Consider the following 16,036-nt stretch of genomic DNA (forward strand, 5'->3'; position numbering starts at 1 on the left):
CGACCGCCTGCGCGCCCCCCCCCGGGTGGCCATAGCCACACTCGCCCGCCGGCCGTCCGGGCATCGCCGGACATCTCATGACGATCCCGCCCCGCCGGCGCCGCCCGCCGCGCCGCCGGGCCTCGGCTCGTTCCCCCGACAGTAGTAGGCTCGCGCCGCTGTTGACGGAACACCAACCCCGCACGCCGGGGGCGACGTAGGGGAGGCCATGCGCTTTCGCGGGAGGTCGGTCCGCCGGAAGATCGTGGCGCTGCTGCTCGTGCCGCTGGTGTCCCTGACGGTGATGTGGAGCGTCACGACCTACGTCACCGGACGCGAGGCCAACCAGCTCCTCGACGTCGGCACCGTCGTCCGCAACCTCGGCTACCCGGTCGAGGACGTCATCCAGGCCCTCCAGCGCGAACGCCGGCAGAGCCTGCTCTACCTCGCCGACCGCCGCGGCGCCAACGCGCTCACCGAACTCCGCGGCCAGACCCGGGCCACCGACGACGCCGTGACCCGGCTCCACGACGACGTCGACATCCAGGAGATCCGCCAGGACCTGGCCGGCTCGGCCGCCCGCCGGGTCGACGACCTCGTCAAGGGCCTCGACGGCCTGGACGCCCTGCGCGCCCAGGTCGAGGACAACCGGATCGGCCGCGACGAGGCCATGGAGTCCTACGACGCCCTGGCCGACCCCGGCTACGACCTGCTCGCCGCCCTCCACGCCCTGGAGAACGTCGAGATGGACAAGCAGGGCCGCGCGCTGGTCAACCTCAGCCGCGCCCGCGAGGCGTTCTCCCGCGAGGACGCCCTGATGTCCGCGGTCCTCGCCTCCGGCAGCATCAGCAAGCACGACCAGCGCGCCCTCTCCGACCGGATCGCCGAGCGCCGCATCCTCTACAGCACCAACCTCTCCCTGCTGCCCACCACCGACCGCGGCGCCTACGAGGACTACTGGCACTCCGCCGCCGCCCGCGAACTCACCTCCTACGAGGACAAGGTGATCGCGGCCGACCCCGCGGACGCCGCCCGCGCGGTCAACGCCGACCGCTGGAACACCGCCGCGGAGAAGGTCCTCGGCGACCTCGCCCGGCTGGGCCGGGAGGCCGGCGACCGCTACCAGCAGCGGGTCGAGCCGATCGCCACCCGCATCGTCGTCAAGGCCGTCGCCACCGGCGTGCTCGGCTTCGCCGCACTGCTGGTCTCGGTCGTCGTCTCGCTGCGCATCGGCCGCCGGCACGTCCGGGACCTGACCCGGCTCCGCAAGACCGCCCACGAGGTCTCCGGCGTGCGGCTGCCGAGCGTGATGCGCCGGCTGGCCGCCGGCGAGCAGGTCGACGTGGAGACCGAGGCGCCCCGGCTGGAGTTCGGCCCGGACGAGACGGGCCAGGTCGGGCAGGCGCTCAACACCCTTCAGCGGGCCGCCGTCGAGGCCGCCGTCAAACAGGCCGACATGCGCCGCGGCGTCTCCGAGGTCTTCGTCAACCTCGCCCGCCGCAACCAGGTCCTGCTGCACCGCCAGCTGACCCTCCTGGACGCCATGGAGCGGCGCACCGAGGACACCGACGAACTCGCCGACCTGTTCCGGCTCGACCACATGACGACCCGTATGCGGCGGCACGCCGAGGGCCTGGTCATCCTCTCCGGCGCCGCCCCCTCCCGGCAGTGGCGCAAGCCCGTCCAGCTGATGGACGTGGTGCGCGCGGCGGTCGCCGAGGTCGAGGACTACGAGCGCATCGAGGTCCGCCGGCTGCCCCGGCTCGCGGTGGACGGCCCCGCGGTCTCGGACCTCACCCACCTGATCGCCGAACTCCTGGAGAACGCCACCGTCTTCTCCCCGCCGCACACCGCCGTCCAGGTGCTCGGCGAGCGGGTCTCCAACGGCTACACCCTGGAGATCCACGACCGCGGCCTGGGCATGGCTCCCGACCAGCTGCTGGACGCCAACCTCCGGCTCGCCGAGACGGCCGAGTTCGAACTGTCCGACACCGACCGGCTCGGTCTCTTCGTCGTCAGCCGGCTCGCCCAGCGGCAGGGCGTCCGGGTCTCCCTCCAGCCCTCGCCGTACGGCGGCACCACGGCCGTGGTCCTCATCCCCGGCGAGCTGCTCACCGACGCGGCCGAGGGCGCCCGCCCCGCCGTACCGGCCGCCGCCGACACCGGCGATGAGACGGCCGAGGACGCCGGCCTCGACCCGCTCGCCCAGGTACCGGTGCCGCTGCCCAGGCGCACCCGGAGCGACGCCCTCGACGGCCCCAGGACCGCACCCGGGCGCGCCGTCCCCGTCGGCGAACAGCACCAACAGGCCGGCGACCAGGCGCCGACCGGCGGCCTCACCCCGCTGCCCCGCCGCCCCCGTACACCGGTCCTGGTCTCCGACCACGGCCGGACCGTGGACGGCGCCCGGACCCCGGACGACGACAGCCGGCAGGAGCGCCCGCAGCCCGCCGAACCGCCGGCCACCGCGCGGCACACCCCCGACGAGCCCCCGGCCGACGGCACCCCCGCCCCGGCCACCACCCCCAAGGGCCTGCCCCGCCGGGTGCGCCAGGCCAGCCTCGCCCCGCAGCTCAGGACCGACCCGGGCGCCGAGACCCCGCCGGACCGCCCCGCCGCACCGGCCGCCGACGACCGGGACGCCGAGGCGGTCCGGGCCCGGATGGCCTCGCTCCAGCGCGGCTGGCAGCGCGGCCGCCGGGAGAACGACCGAGCCCCGCACGCCCCCACACCCCCGGACCCGGGCACCGCAGACGGCGCCCCCGGGGGAGCAACCGCACCACGAACCACATCGGGAGAGGACGGTCCATGACCGCACCGAAGGCATCCGCTTCCACCACAGTCCCGCCGCACGGATCGGGCGAACTGAACTGGCTCCTGGACGAGCTGGTCGAGCGGGTCGGCAGCATCCGCAAGGCCCTGGTCCTCTCCAGTGACGGCCTGGCCACCGGCGCCTCCAAGGACCTCACGCGCGAGGACAGCGAGCACCTGGCCGCGGTCGCCTCCGGCTTCCACAGCCTCGCCAAGGGCGTCGGCCGGCACTTCGACGCCGGCCGGGTCCGGCAGACCCTGGTCGAGCTGGACGACGCGTTCCTCTTCGTCAGCGCCGCCGGCGACGGCAGCTGCCTGGCGGTCCTCGCCGACGCCGACTCCGACGTCGGGCTGGTCGCCTACGAGATGACCCTGCTCGTCAAGCGCGTCGGCACGCACCTGGGCACCGCGCCCCGGTCCTGACCTGCCGGCCGAGTACGACTACGGTGACGCCATGACCGATCAGGAGGGCCGGCCGGCACCGGAACGGCAGCCGGCCCGGTGGTTCGACGACGACGCGGGCCCTGTCGTCCGCCCGTACGCGATGACGCGCGGGCGCACCCGGACGGCCGCCGAGGGGCGGCTGGACCTGATCGCCCTGGTGATCGCCGAGAGCCGCGCCGAGGAGCCGATCACCGACCAGACGCTGGCCCCGGAGCAGGTGGACATCGTCGAGCTGTGCCGGGAGGCGCCGCAGTCGGTCGCCGAGCTGGCGGCCGAGTTCGACCTGCCGGTCGGCGTGGTCCGGGTCCTCATCGGCGATCTGCTGGACGCCGGGCTGGTCCACGTCACCCGCCCGGTGCCGCCGGCCGAACTGCCCGACGAGGACGTGCTGCGCGAGGTCATCGACGGCCTCCGCGCGCTGTGACGTCCGGGCCGGACGCCGCCACGCACCACCCGGCCGCCCGCCCCGCCCCACGCCCGACGGGCGGGCGGCCCCCGAACCCAGGAGCCCCCCATGGCCGACGCCACCCCCCTCGAACGCCTGCGGATCACCGCAGGCCCCCACACCTTCGACGCCCTGGCCTGCGGACCGGCCGACGGCGAGGCCGTCCTGCTGCTGCACGGCTGGCCCGAGTTCGCCGACTCCTGGCGCGCGGTGCTGCCCGCCCTGGGCGCCGCCGGATACCGCGCGGTCGCCGTCGACCAGCGCGGCTACTCCCCGGACGCCCGCCCCGGATCGCCGACTACGCCGTCCCCGAACTCGTCGCCGACGCCCTCGCCTTCGCCGACGCCCAGGGCGCGGGCCGCTTCCACCTCGTCTCCCACGACTGGGGCGGCCTGGTCGCCTGGGCACTGGCCGGCGCCCACCCCGAGCGGCTGGCCTCGCTGACCGTCCTCGCCACCCCGCACCCCGAGGCGCTCAACCGCGCCGCCGCAGGCGACCCCGAACAGCACCACCGGCTGGACTACGTCCGCTTCTTCCGCCGCCCCGACGGTGCCGCCGAGTCCGCCCTGCTCGCCGACGACGCGGCCCGGCTGCGCGCCGTCTACGGCGGCAAGGTGCCCGCCGACCTGGTCGAGGACAACGTCCGGCGGCTCGCCGAACCCGGCGCGCTGACCGCGGTCCTGAACTGGTACCGCGCCCCCGAGGCGGTGATCTCCGTCCCCGCCGGCCGGATCGCGGTGCCCACCCTCTTCCTGTGGGGCAGCGAGGACACCGCCCTGGGCCGCACCGCCGCCGAGTCGACGGGGGAGTGGGTGGACGGCCCCTACACCTTCGAGGCCCTGGAGGGCGCCAGTCACTGGCTGCCCGAAGAGGTCCCGGCCCTGGTCGTACCGAAGATCCTCGACCACCTCGCCGCCCACCGGCCGGCCTGATCCGCCCGCCGCACGGCCCTTTTGGGACGGTTGGCGGCCTTGGCCCCCGCGGCCCCGCCCGATCCGACCGCACCTCAAGTGGGCGCCGTACCGCCCACGTTGTACGGTGCACTGGCGACCGCCCGGCGGCGGCCGTCAGCGCACCCGGGACCTCCCGCGCTGCCTCGTTTGCCCCGCATCCACCGCAACCAGGAGAACGAAACCCATGGTCTTCGGGCGTTCCGAGCGCCGTCGCCGGCCCGCCGCGGCCGAGCCGGTGACGCTCAAGATCCTCGTCGCGGGCGGCTTCGGCGTCGGCAAGACCACCCTGGTGGGCGCGGTCAGCGAGATCCGGCCGCTGCGGACCGAGGAGCGGCTGACCGAGGCCGGCCGCCCGGTCGACGACCTGCACGGCGTCGAGGCCAAGACCACCACCACCGTCGCGATGGACTTCGGCCGGATCACCGTCCACGACGAACTGGTCCTCTACCTCTTCGGCACCCCCGGCCAGGACCGCTTCTGGTTCCTGTGGGACGAGTTGGCCCGCGGCGCGCTCGGCGCGGTGGTGCTCGCCGACACCCGCCGCCTGGCCGACAGCTTCTCCGCCATCGACTACTTCGAGCGCCGCGGCCTGCCGTTCGTCGTCGCCGTCAACTGCTTCGACGGCGCCGACCGCTACCCCGCCGAGGCCGTCCGGGACGCCCTGGACCTCGACCCCGCGGTCCCGGTGCTGCTCTGCGACGCCCGGGAGCGGGACTCCGCCCGGGACGTGCTGATCGCCGTCGTCGAGCACGCGATGCGGCACGGCGCCCAGCGGCGCGAGCCCGCCCTGCCCTGACCGGCGCCGCACCGCCCGGTGCGCGCCACCCGGACCCGCGCCTCCCTGACAGGGCGCGGAAGTACGGCCCGTACCCCGCCGCCCGGGGTGCGGGCCGTACGCCTGCCGACCGCCGGCCTCAGGACGCGCCGCGGCCGCCGTCCTCCGCCGGCCGGCCAGCCGGAAGTGTTCTCCGCGGCTGATGGAGCGTCAAGGGCGCGTGCAGGGCGCGTCCGCCTCCGCCGTCGCGTCCCCCTCCGCCCCCACCTGGCCCGGCACCCGCGCGGCCGCCCCGCGCCGCACCTCCGTACGCTCCGTTCCCGGCCGCCCCACCACCCAGCTCGCCCCCGGCAGCTCCTTGGCGGCCTTCTTCAACGGCGCCAGCGCGGCCGCCGCCGGACCGTGGCCGGTGACGCTCCCGGGCGGGCAGACCACCGTCGCCAGCGACAGCGTCACCGGCATCTCACCCGCCGACCAGTCCACGTCCAGCAGCGCCTTGGCGAACGGCTCCAGCCCGTCCGGCTCGGCCAGCACCAGGAAGTCGTCCCCGCCGATGTGCCCCACCCGGCTGCCCGGCTCGTCCACCGCCACCTCGGCCAGCGTCCGCCCCACCGACCGGATCAGCTCGTCCCCCGCCGCGAACCCGGCCCCGTCGTTGACCTGCTTGAACCCGTCCACGTCCAGCCAGCTCAGGGCGAACTCCCGGCCCTCGGCGATCCGCCGGTCCACCTCGGCGTTGACCGCGTCCGAACCGGGCAGCCGGGTCAGCGGATTGAGCCGCGCCGCCTCCTCCACCCGGCTCTCGGCCAGCGCCCGCAGGATGTCCGCGAGGTGCACCACCCCGATGCAGCGGCCGCGCTCGTCCACCACCGCCACATCGTCCCCGGTACGGTCCCGCTCCCCGTCGGCGATCATGTCCAGCACCTGCCACGCGGTGGCGTCCGCGCCCACCGTCCGCGGCCGGTCCGCCAGCCGCAGCGCCGGCCGGTCCGCGTACAGCGCGTGCCCGTACCGCCCGGAGAGCGAGAGCAGGAACCGGTCGCGGTCGATCGCCCGCACCGGCACCCCCTCCGCGTCCACCAGCAGCACCCCCGACACCTCAGGGAACCCCGTCAGATGGCTGCGCACCGCGCCCGCCGACGCCTCCATCGGCAACAGCGCCGCCGGCTGGAGGAACTGCGCCACCGGCGGCCCCGACGGCGGGCGGTCCGGGGCCGTCCGGCCGCTCGCCGGCGGCGGATGCGCGGCCGGCAGATACACCTCGGCCACCGCCCGCCGCGCCGGCGGCGCGAACAGGTTCCCCTGCGCCAGCTGCACCCCGGCCTCCCGCACCGCCGCGTACTGCCGCTCGGTCTCCACCCCCTCGATGGCCAGCAGCCCGCCCACCCGGTCGCACAGCTCCCGCATCGCGGCCACCGCTGCCTGCCGACCCGGATCGCGCTCCAGCCGCACACACAGCGAACGGTCCAACTTGACGATGTTCGGCGCGAGTTCACCCAGCAGCCGGAGCGGCAGATCGCCGTCCCCGACCCCGTCCGCACAGATCCGGTAGCCCGCCTCCCGCAGCCCCGCCACCGCCGTCAGCAGCTCCCGCTCCGGGACCGGACCGAACGGCCCGCCCAGATCCAGGGTGATCTCCCACGGCCGCCGCCCGGTGTCCCGCACCGCCTCGCCCAGCGACGCCAGCCCGGGCCGGCGCGCGAGCGTCCCCGCGAAGACGTTGATGTGCAGCGGCAGCGGCATCTCCTGCTCCGCCGCGGCCCGGACGGCGAACGCGGCCAGCTCGGCGTCGAGTTCGGGGCAGTGGCGCGCACGGGTCAGCAGGCCGGACTCGCCGTCCTCGGGTCTGACGAGCGGCTCCAGCGCGGCGACCGTACCGGTCGCGAGGTTCACCACAGGCTGGAAAGCGAAGCGGAGCTGGTCGGTCCAGGCAGGCACGAGCAGCAGCATGCCGCGCGGGGCGTGCCGGCGGCACCCCGTTCACGCACTGTTCACGCACCCTTCCGGAGCGTACGGCCACACGGGCCGGCAACCCGGCCCCCGCACAGTAATTTGACGCCCCGTCAGTCTGCGCGCCGCACCAGTGAACGCCACGTCACCGGGAAGTCGAAATAGGTGTCCGGAAACGTCTCCGGCGAGAACGTGTAGTGCCACCACTCGTCCGCGTAGTTCACGAACCCGGCCCGCTCCAGCCCCGCCTTCAGCAGCAGCCGGTTCGCCCGCTGCTGCCCCCTGATCCGCGGGTCCAGGGTGTGCGCGAGGGTGTCGAAGCAGTCGAAGCCGGTCCCCATGTCCAGGGAGTTGTCCGGGAAACGGCTCGCCTTCGGCCCGAAGCAGGACGTCAGCGGCTCCCCGGGCACATACGGCCGGGTCGGCCGGGCCGGCAGCCGGACCAGCGTCAGATCGACCGTACTGCCCCTGCTGTGCCCGGACTTCTCCGCGATGTACCCGTCCCGGAACAGCACCGACTTGTCCACCCGCGGATAGAACTCCGCCTTCATCCGCTGGTCCGACAGGTCCTTCGCCCACGCCACGAAGTGGTCCACCGCCCGCTGCGGGCGATAGCAGTCATAGACCTTGAGGGAGTAGCCGCGCCGCAGGAAGGACAGCTGCGCCCGGTGCAGCGCCCGCGCCGCGTCCCGCGTCAGAATGCACATCGGCTCCCGGTAACCCGTCACCGGCACCCCCATGAAATCGTGCGGAGTGGCATAGCGCATCTCCTGGATGATCGTGGGATCGACCGCGCGGAGCGCCACGAACTCCTTCGGTGCCTTGGGGTCGTGGGCCCGCGTACCCTCCCCGGTGCCGTCCGACGGCCGCACGGCGACGGTCTGCGCGACGGCACCGGACGGGACGGCGGTGAGGGCCAACAGGGCGGCGGCAGCGGCGGCCAGGCCGCGCCACGTGACAGCAAGTCTCGGCATGACCCTCGTCTACCAGGCCCGGCGGGCCCGAGGGAACCCCCGGCCCGCCGCCCGTATACCACCGCCCCACGCCCCGCGTGCCCCAACGGGCCCGCCCTGCCACCCCGTTCAGCCCGCCACCGGCCCCGGCTCCTCCTCGCCGGTCAGCCCCCGCACCCGCACCGGATACCCCGCCGGCCCTCCGTCCCGCCGCTCGACGACCACCCGGCCGCCCTCCCACCGGGTGGCGAACCGCTCCACCTCCGGCCGCCGCCAGCCGTCCCCGCCGTCCGGCACCACCAGCCCCCCGCCCGTACGCCCGGCCGCCGGTGCCCACACCTCCAGCTCCGTCCCGCCGTCCGCCCCCGCCACCGGCAGCACCGCACCCGCCCGCGCCAGCACCGGAATACGGGACAGCGGCGCATCCACCCACACCCGGCCCGGCCCCTCGTAGGCCCGCCCCGTCGCGGTGTCGTACCACCGGCCGCGCGGCAACCGCACCGCCCGCCGCACCACCCCCGCCTCCACCACGGGCGCCACCAACAGCGCGTCCCCCAACAGGAACGCGTCCTCGCAGTCCCGCAGCGCCCGGTCCCGCGGCGCGCTCCACCACACCGGACGCACATACGGCGCCCCCGACAGCCGCGCCAGGTGCCCCAGCGTCACGAAGTACGGCACCAGCCGCTCCCGCTCCCGCAGCGCCGCCCGCGCGTGCCCCAGCACCTCCTCCCCGTACTCCCACGGCTCCCGCCGCCCCGCCCAGAGCGCCGAGTGCGTACGGAACAACGGCAGATACGCCCCCAGTTGGAACCACCGCAGATACAGCTCCGGCGACGGCACCCCCGAGAAGCCGCCCACATCCGGCCCGCTGTACGGCACCCCGCACAGCCCCAGCCCCAGCACCAGCGCCAACGACGCCCGCAGCCCCGGCCACCCGGTCGCCACGTCCCCCGACCACGTCCCCCCGTACCGCTGCAGCCCCGCCCACCCCGACCGGGAGAAGAGGAACGGCCGCTCCCCGGGACGCAGTTCGCACAGCCCCTCATAGGCCGCCTGCGCCATCGCCAGCCCGTAGACGTTGTGCGCCTCCCGGTGGTCACCGCCGCGCCCCTCCAGGTCGTGCCGCGCCGACCGCGGCAGCGTCGGCTCCCCGAACGCCGCGAACGACACCGGCTCGTTCATGTCGTGCCACACCCCGGAGAACCCCTGCGCCAGCCGCTCCGCGTACAGCGCCCCCCACCACTTGCGCACCCGCGCGTCGGTGAAGTCCGGATACACCGACTCGCCCGGCCACACCTCCCCCCGCACCACCCGCCCCCGGGCGTCCCGTACGAAGCCGTCCACCGCCACCCCGCCGTCGTACACCGCGTTCCCCGGCTCCGCCTTCACCGCGGGGTCCACGATCGACACCAGGCGCACGCCCTCGGCCCGCAACTCCCCGGCCAGCCCCGGCAGATCCGGGAACCGCGCACGGTCCACGGTGAACACCCGGTGCCCGTCGTAGTGGTCGATGTCCAGATGGACCGCCGACAGCGGCAGCCCCCGCTCCCGGTAGCCCGCCACCACCCGCCGCACCTCTTCGGCGCTGCCGAACCCCCACCGGGCGTGCTGGTACCCCAGCGCCCAACGGGGCGTCAGCGCCGGCGCACCCGTCAGCGCCGTCCACCCCGCCAGCACCCGGGCCGGCGTCCCCGCCAGCACCCAGTAGCGCAGCGGCCCGCCGTCCATCCGCAGCTCGCAGGTGCCCCGCCGGTCGTGCCCCGACCCGGCGCCCTCCGCCCCCTCCCGCAGCGCCACCCGGCCGTCCCAGGAGTTGTCGTGGAACACCAGGTGCGTCCCCGCGTCCGCCACCACCACCTGCACCGGCATCGTCAGATACAGCGGATCGTCCCCGGGCCCGAAGGCGCCGCCCGGATCGGTGTTCCACAGCCGGTACACCCCGTCCCGCAGCCGCGGCCCCGCCGACCGGCCGCCCAGCCCGAAGAACCGCGCGTCCGCCGCCACCTCCGACCGCTGCACCCACCGCGACGCCACCGCCCCCTCGGGCCGCCCGTCCCCGTCCGCCCCGCCCGCGTCCGCCCCGGCGCCCTCCGCCACCCGGTCCCACCAGCGCGGCGGCAGCTCCCGCCGCAGCATCGCCCCGCCCGGCGTCCGCACCTCCACCGCACCGAACCGCGACACCACCACCAGCACCCGCTCCGAGACGATCCGCCAGCCGCCCTCCGTGTCCGGCTCCAGCACCACCCGCGGATCGACCGCCGGACACGGCCCGGCCAGCGCGTACGACGGCTCCGGCCCGGCCCCGTCCCACCCGCAGAACACCGCGCCGCCCGCCGCGACCCGCACCCGCAGCGACGACCGCGCGAAACGGATCACCCCGCCACCCGGCAACGGCTCCGCCCCCAGCGCCGTGCCCGGCACCCGCGCCCGCTCCGGCCCCCGCCGCGGCAGCGCCCGCGCATCCGCTCTGCTCCGGCGCCACGCCGCACGCACGGACCGCAGGCCCTGCGCCGGCCCGACCGCCCTGACCATCCGTACCGACCGCACCAGATCACGCCCGTCCATGCCGGTCAGCCTGCCACTGCCGACCCCTCCGGCGGGAACCGTTCAACTCCCGTTCACCTGCGCACGGCCGACCCGGCCACCTCGGGGCCCGGGCCGCGCGCTCCACTGGCCGGATCCTGCGCCCCCCTGGTGCACGAGTCGATCACGTGGCAAGGTCCAGGCAAGCCGGTCACGCGCGCCACCAGGGGACCCCACCAGGACGCGCGACCCACGCCCACGACGCGTACCTGCCAGGAGCCGCATCATGACCACCGCACCGCACTCCGCCGCCCAGCCTGCCCCGGAACCCCTCTGGCAGCCCGGCCCGGACCGGATCGCCGGCGCACAGGTCACCCGCTTCCACACCTGGGCCGCCACCCACCACGGCGCACCCGCCCCCATCCCCGGCGACCCCGCGGCCAGTTACGCCGCCCTGCACCGCTGGTCCGTCGACCAGCTCCCCACCTTCTGGCAGGCCGTCGCCGAATGGTTCGACGTCCGCTTCACCACCCCTTACGACACCGTCCTCGCCGACCGCACCATGCCCGGCGCCCGCTGGTTCCCCGGCGCCACCCTCAACTACGCCGAACACGCCCTGCGCACCGCCGAGGACCCCGCCCGCGCCGGCACCCCCGCCCTCCTCCACGTCGACGAACGCCAGGAACCCGCCCCCGTCACCTGGGCCGAACTCCGCAGCCAGGTCGGCTCCCTGGCCGCCGCCCTCCGCCGGCTCGGCGTCCGCCCCGGCGACCGCGTCAGCGGCTACCTCCCCAACATCCCGCAGGCCGTGACCGCACTCCTCGCCACCGCCGCGGTCGGCGCCGTCTGGACCTCCTGCGCCCCCGACTTCGGCGCCCGCAGCGTCCTGGACCGCTTCCAGCAGGTCGAACCGGTCGTCCTGTTCACCGTCGACGGCTACCGCTACGGCGGGAAGGAACACGACCGCCGCGCCACCGTCGCCGAACTCCGCGCCGAACTCCCCACCCTGCGCGCCGTCGTCCACGTCCCCCTCCTCGGCACCCCCGCCCCCGAAGGCGCCCTCGACTGGTCCGACCTGACCTCCGACGCCACCGACCCGGTCTTCGAGCAGGTCCCCTTCGACCACCCGCTGTGGGTCCTGTACTCCTCCGGCACCACCGGCCTCCCCAAGGCCATCGTCCAGTCCCAGGGCGGCATCCTCCTCGAACACCTCAAGCAGACCGGCCTGCACTGCGACCTCGGCCCCGACGACCGCTTCTTCTGGTACACCTCCACCGGCTGGATGATGTGGAACTTCCTCGTCGGCGGCCTCCTCGCCGGATCCACGATCGTCCTCTACGACGGCAGCCCCGGCCACCCCGACACCGCCGCCCAGTGGCAGGTCGCCGCCGCCACCCGCACCACGGTCTTCGGCACCTCCGCCGCCTACGTCATGGCCTGCCGCAAGGCCGGCCTGCACCCCGCCCGCGACCTCGACCTCTCCACCGTCACCTGCGTCGCCACCACCGGCTCCCCGCTCCCGCCCGACGGCTTCCGCTGGCTCCACGACACCTTCGCCGAGACCGGCACCGACCTGTGGACCGCCTCCGTCAGCGGCGGCACCGACGTCTGCAGCTGCTTCGCCGGCGCCGTCCCCACCCTCCCCGTCCACATCGGCGAACTCCAGGCCGCCTGTCTCGGCACCGACCTCCAGGCATGGGACCCCCAGGGCAAGCCGGTCGTCGACGAGGTCGGCGAACTCGTCGTCACCAAGCCCATGCCGTCCATGCCCACCCGCTTCTGGAACGACCCCGACGGCACCCGCTACCACGACAGCTACTTCGACATGTACCCCGGCGTCTGGCGGCACGGCGACTGGATCACCCTCACCTTCCGCGGCAGCGTCGTCATCCACGGCCGCTCCGACTCCACGCTCAACCGCCAGGGCGTCCGGATGGGCTCCGCCGACATCTACGAGGCCGTCGAACGCCTCCCCGAGATCCGCGAATCCCTCGTCATCGGCCTCGAACTCCCCGACGGCGGCTACTGGATGCCCCTGTTCGTCCACCTCGCCCCGGGCGCCACCCTGGACGACGCCCTCCGCGACCGCATCAAGCGGACCATCCGCGAACAGCTCTCCCCCCGCCACGTCCCCGACGAGATCATCGAGGCCCCCGGCGTCCCGCACACCCTCACCGGCAAGCGCATCGAGGTCCCCGTCAAGCGCCTGTTGGCCGGCACCCCCCTCGAAAAGGCCGTCAACCCCGGCTCCGTCGACAACCTCGAACTCCTCCGCTTCTACGAGCGGATCGCCGCCGACCGCGCCAAGTACCGCGCCATGTGAGAGCGGCCAAACCGGCGCCGGCGGCACCCCGCCCCGGCGCCGGCCACCCGCCGTTGTCAGACCCCCCGATTACTCTCGGTGACAGTCGTCGTCCGGCCAGTGACGCCGACCCGTCCGCCCGACCAGCACACACCGAGGGGGAGCCATGACACCCACCCGACCCACCCACCACCACCCCGCCCACCCGCTCCGCCGCGAACTCCCCAGCACCGCCGCCGTCCTCGCCGACGCCCGGGACTTCGCCGCCATGCGCCGCTACCGCACCTTCCCCTTCGACGACCACCGTGGCTACCTCCAGCAGCTGGAGACCCTGCTGCGCACCCTCGCCGAGCAAGGCGTGCACACCACCCTCTGCCTCTTCGACCCGGCCGCCTTCGCCCGCTACTGCGCCGAGCACGGCCTCGACCCGGACGCCCCGGCCAGCCGCAGCCGCTACACCGCCGCCGTCGCCGGCACCGGCGCCTCCCTCGCCTACGACGGCACCCCGCTGGAAGTCCTCCTCCCCGTACTCACCGAGGAAGCCGCCCGCCGCGCATCCTGCGACCGCGCCACCACCCTCCTCGCCCGCGCCGGCCGCTGCGCCACCTGCGGCGAGGACCTCGCGCACGCCGCCTTCACCCGCGCCACCGCCGCTCTCCACCACCTCCTCACGGCCCTGGGGGAGGGCACCCCCACCACCTCGTCTGCACCCTCCCCGACGCCACCGGCTCCCTCCGCGCCTATCTGCACGCCACCGCCACCCCCGACGGCACCCCGACCCACCTCCCCCCATCCGAAACCCTCGCCTTCTGCACGGTCCTCGCCGCCGCCCTGGCCCAACCCGCCACCGGCGCCCTGGTCTGCCGCACCTTCCCCGCCACCGAAGACCCCACCAGCCCCACCGACTCCGGCTCCGCCACCGACCCCGGTCCCGCCACCGTCCGCGGCTGGCGCCTCCGCGGCGCCTGGCCCGACCCCATCAGCGCCGCCGAGATCTTCGACGCCTACTGCACCGACCCCGAAACCGACGAACCCATCCCACCCGAACACCGCGTCGACTACGCCCCCGGCCTGCCCCTCCCACCCCCACCCGGCCCCCACTGCCACCCCTGACCCCCGCCGGCGCCGGCCCCACGCCCACGCGAAACGGCCGCCCCGCCACACAGGCGGGACGGCCGTCCCGAATCACCTCACACGGCGCCGCGCGCCACCCGGATCACTCCCCGGAGAGCACCGCCTGCGCGGCCGCCCGGGCATCCTCCGCGGTGTCCGTGGCCCGCGCCGCGGCAGCGGCCCGCTCGCACTGCGCCAGCGTGTGCTTGGCCAGCGTCGCCCGCACATACGGGATCGACGCCGCACCCATGGACAGGCTGGTGACACCCAGACCCGTCAGCACACACGCCAGCAGCGGATCGGAGGCCGCCTCACCACACACCCCGCAGCTCTTGCCCTCGGCCTTCGCGGCCTCGGCCGACACCGCCACCAGGTCCAGCAGTGCCGGCTGCCACGGGTCCTGCAGCCGCGACACCGCGCCCACCTGCCGGTCCGCGGCGAAGGTGTACTGCGCCAGGTCGTTGGTGCCCAGCGACAGGAACTCCACCTCCTGCAGGATCGACCGGGCCCGCAGCGCCGCCGACGGAATCTCCACCATCGCACCGAACTTCGCCCGCAGCCCGGCCTCCCGGCACGCGTCCGCGAACGCCCTGGCGTCGGTCCGGTCCGCCACCATCGGCGCCATGACCTCAAGGTAGACCGGCAGCCCCTCGACGGCCTTCGCCAGCGCCGACAACTGCGTCCGCAGCACCTCGGGATGATCGAGCAGCGTCCGCAGCCCCCGAACACCCAGCGCCGGGTTCGGCTCATCGGCCGGCGTCAGGAAGTCCAGCGGCTTGTCCGCCCCGGCGTCCAGTACGCGCACCACCACGCGCCCCTCCGGGAAGGCTTCCAGCACCTTCCGGTACGCCTCGACCTGCGTCTCCTCCGACGGCGCCCGCTTGCTGTCGTCCAGGAACAGGAACTCCGTACGGAACAGCCCGACGCCCTCCGCACCGGCCTCCACCGCCGCCGGCACATCCGCCGGCCCGCCGACGTTCGCCAGCAGCGGCACCTTGTGCCCGTCGGACGTGGCACCCGGACCGGACGCCGCAGCCAGCGCCGCCTTCCGCTCCTCGGCCGCCCTCGTCAGCGCCGCCTTCTTCTCCGTGCTCGGGTCGACGAACACCTCACCGGTGCTGCCGTCCACCGCGATCACGGTGCCCTCGACGAGCTCGCCCGCACCCGGCAGCGCCACCACGGCTGGCACGCCCAGCGCCCGCGCCAGAATCGCGCTGTGGCTGGTCGGCCCGCCCTCCTCGGTCACGAACCCGAGCACCAGCGCCGGGTCCAGCAGCGCCGTGTCGGCCGGCGCGAGATCCCGCGCAATCAGCACATACGGCTCGTCGCTGTCCGGCACACCCGGCATCGGCACGCCCAGCAGCCGCGCGACGATACGGTTCCGCACGTCGTCGAGATCGGCCACCCGGCCCGCGAGGTACTCGCCGGCCCCGGCCAGCAGCGCCCGGTACGCGGCGAACGCGTCGTACACCGCCCGCTCCGCCGTGCTGCCCACGGCGATCCGCCGCTCGACATCGGCCATCAGCTCGGGGTCCTGGGCCATCATGGCCTGCGCCTCCAGCACGTGCTGTGCCTCGCCGCCCGCCAGATTGCCCCGCGCGATCAAGTCGGCGGCCACAGCTTCCACGGCCTGGCGGGCGCGCCCCTGTTCGCGCTCCGCCTCCTCCGCCGGAATCTGCTTGGCCGGCGGCTCCAGCACCGCCGTCCCCATGTGCCGCACCTCGCCGATGGCCACGCCGTGGCTCACCCCGACGCCCCGCAGCGTTGTCTCCATGTCACCCGTCTCCG

Annotated in this window: 9 protein-coding genes and 2 pseudogenes; 7 read left to right on the top strand and 4 right to left on the bottom strand. The window is 75.1% G+C overall.

From position 1 onward, the window contains the following. The first annotated feature begins 208 nt into the window (after positions 1 to 208). From ACRAS8_RS30255 to ACRAS8_RS30275, 5 genes and pseudogenes are all read left to right on the top strand, one after another. Entirely contained in the window at positions 209 to 2,791 is a 2,583-nt protein-coding gene (locus ACRAS8_RS30255) for a nitrate- and nitrite sensing domain-containing protein (protein ID WP_438489161.1), read from the top strand. Next, positions 2,788 to 3,213: a roadblock/LC7 domain-containing protein gene (locus ACRAS8_RS30260; protein ID WP_438489162.1), complete on the top strand. Its 426-nt coding sequence runs from the start codon at positions 2,788 to 2,790 to the stop codon at positions 3,211 to 3,213. Before ACRAS8_RS30255 ends, ACRAS8_RS30260 begins: the two co-directional genes overlap by 4 nt. A 31-nt stretch (positions 3,214 to 3,244) precedes the next feature. Further along, on the top strand, positions 3,245 to 3,658 hold the full coding sequence (locus ACRAS8_RS30265; RefSeq protein ID WP_438489163.1) for a DUF742 domain-containing protein: 414 nt from the start codon (positions 3,245 to 3,247) through the stop codon (positions 3,656 to 3,658). Between the two features lie 90 nt (positions 3,659 to 3,748). Beyond that, positions 3,749 to 4,611 (top strand): annotated as a pseudogene (locus ACRAS8_RS30270) (alpha/beta fold hydrolase). 205 nt (positions 4,612 to 4,816) lie between these two features. Continuing rightward, a complete protein-coding gene (locus tag ACRAS8_RS30275) occupies positions 4,817 to 5,428 on the top strand; it encodes a GTP-binding protein (protein ID WP_438489164.1) in 612 nt (203 codons plus the stop codon). A 189-nt stretch (positions 5,429 to 5,617) separates the two neighbouring features. Here the strand turns inward: ACRAS8_RS30275 and ACRAS8_RS30280 are convergent, their stop codons facing one another. The 3 genes from ACRAS8_RS30280 to ACRAS8_RS30290 form a co-directional block, all read right to left on the bottom strand. Next, entirely contained in the window at positions 5,618 to 7,357 is a 1,740-nt protein-coding gene (locus tag ACRAS8_RS30280; protein WP_438489165.1) for a bifunctional diguanylate cyclase/phosphodiesterase, read from the bottom strand. 113 nt (positions 7,358 to 7,470) lie between these two features. Beyond that, the gene (locus ACRAS8_RS30285) at positions 7,471 to 8,331 is read right to left on the bottom strand and encodes a M15 family metallopeptidase (RefSeq protein ID WP_438489166.1); all 861 of its coding nucleotides are present in this window, start codon (positions 8,329 to 8,331) and stop codon (positions 7,471 to 7,473) included. A 108-nt stretch (positions 8,332 to 8,439) separates the two neighbouring features. Beyond that, positions 8,440 to 10,875 (bottom strand): glycoside hydrolase family 31 protein, encoded by a 2,436-nt coding sequence (locus ACRAS8_RS30290; RefSeq protein WP_438489167.1) that lies wholly within the window; start codon positions 10,873 to 10,875, stop codon positions 8,440 to 8,442. Between the two features lie 244 nt (positions 10,876 to 11,119). Between ACRAS8_RS30290 and ACRAS8_RS30295 the strand changes: the two genes are divergently transcribed. Beyond that, positions 11,120 to 13,156 (top strand): acetoacetate--CoA ligase, encoded by a 2,037-nt coding sequence (locus tag ACRAS8_RS30295; RefSeq protein WP_438489168.1) that lies wholly within the window; start codon positions 11,120 to 11,122, stop codon positions 13,154 to 13,156. 145 nt (positions 13,157 to 13,301) lie between these two features. Further along, positions 13,302 to 14,248, top strand: a pseudogene (locus ACRAS8_RS30300) (hypothetical protein). A gap of 103 nt (positions 14,249 to 14,351) precedes the next feature. Here the strand turns inward: ACRAS8_RS30300 and ptsP are convergent. Then, entirely contained in the window at positions 14,352 to 16,022 is a 1,671-nt protein-coding gene (ptsP, locus tag ACRAS8_RS30305) for a phosphoenolpyruvate--protein phosphotransferase (RefSeq protein WP_438489169.1), read from the bottom strand. Between the last annotated feature and the right edge of the window lie 14 nt (positions 16,023 to 16,036).

This window comes from Streptomyces sp. S186 (genome assembly GCF_051603415.1).
In the GTDB taxonomy this organism is placed as follows: domain Bacteria; phylum Actinomycetota; class Actinomycetes; order Streptomycetales; family Streptomycetaceae; genus Streptomyces.

What these genes read in the sequence shown, in the direction of transcription:
- ACRAS8_RS30275 (WP_438489164.1), top strand. Translation starts at nt 4,817, where the DNA reads ATGGTCTTCGGGCGTTCCGAGCGCCGTCGCCGGCCCGCCGCGGCCGAG.
- ACRAS8_RS30295 (WP_438489168.1), top strand. Translation starts at nt 11,120, where the DNA reads ATGACCACCGCACCGCACTCCGCCGCCCAGCCTGCCCCGGAACCCCTC.
- ptsP (WP_438489169.1), bottom strand. Translation starts at nt 16,022, where the DNA reads ATGGAGACAACGCTGCGGGGCGTCGGGGTGAGCCACGGCGTGGCCATC.
- ACRAS8_RS30255 (WP_438489161.1), top strand. Translation starts at nt 209, where the DNA reads ATGCGCTTTCGCGGGAGGTCGGTCCGCCGGAAGATCGTGGCGCTGCTG.
- ACRAS8_RS30290 (WP_438489167.1), bottom strand. Translation starts at nt 10,875, where the DNA reads ATGGACGGGCGTGATCTGGTGCGGTCGGTACGGATGGTCAGGGCGGTC.
- ACRAS8_RS30280 (WP_438489165.1), bottom strand. Translation starts at nt 7,357, where the DNA reads ATGCTGCTGCTCGTGCCTGCCTGGACCGACCAGCTCCGCTTCGCTTTC.
- ACRAS8_RS30265 (WP_438489163.1), top strand. Translation starts at nt 3,245, where the DNA reads ATGACCGATCAGGAGGGCCGGCCGGCACCGGAACGGCAGCCGGCCCGG.
- ACRAS8_RS30260 (WP_438489162.1), top strand. Translation starts at nt 2,788, where the DNA reads ATGACCGCACCGAAGGCATCCGCTTCCACCACAGTCCCGCCGCACGGA.
- ACRAS8_RS30285 (WP_438489166.1), bottom strand. Translation starts at nt 8,331, where the DNA reads ATGCCGAGACTTGCTGTCACGTGGCGCGGCCTGGCCGCCGCTGCCGCC.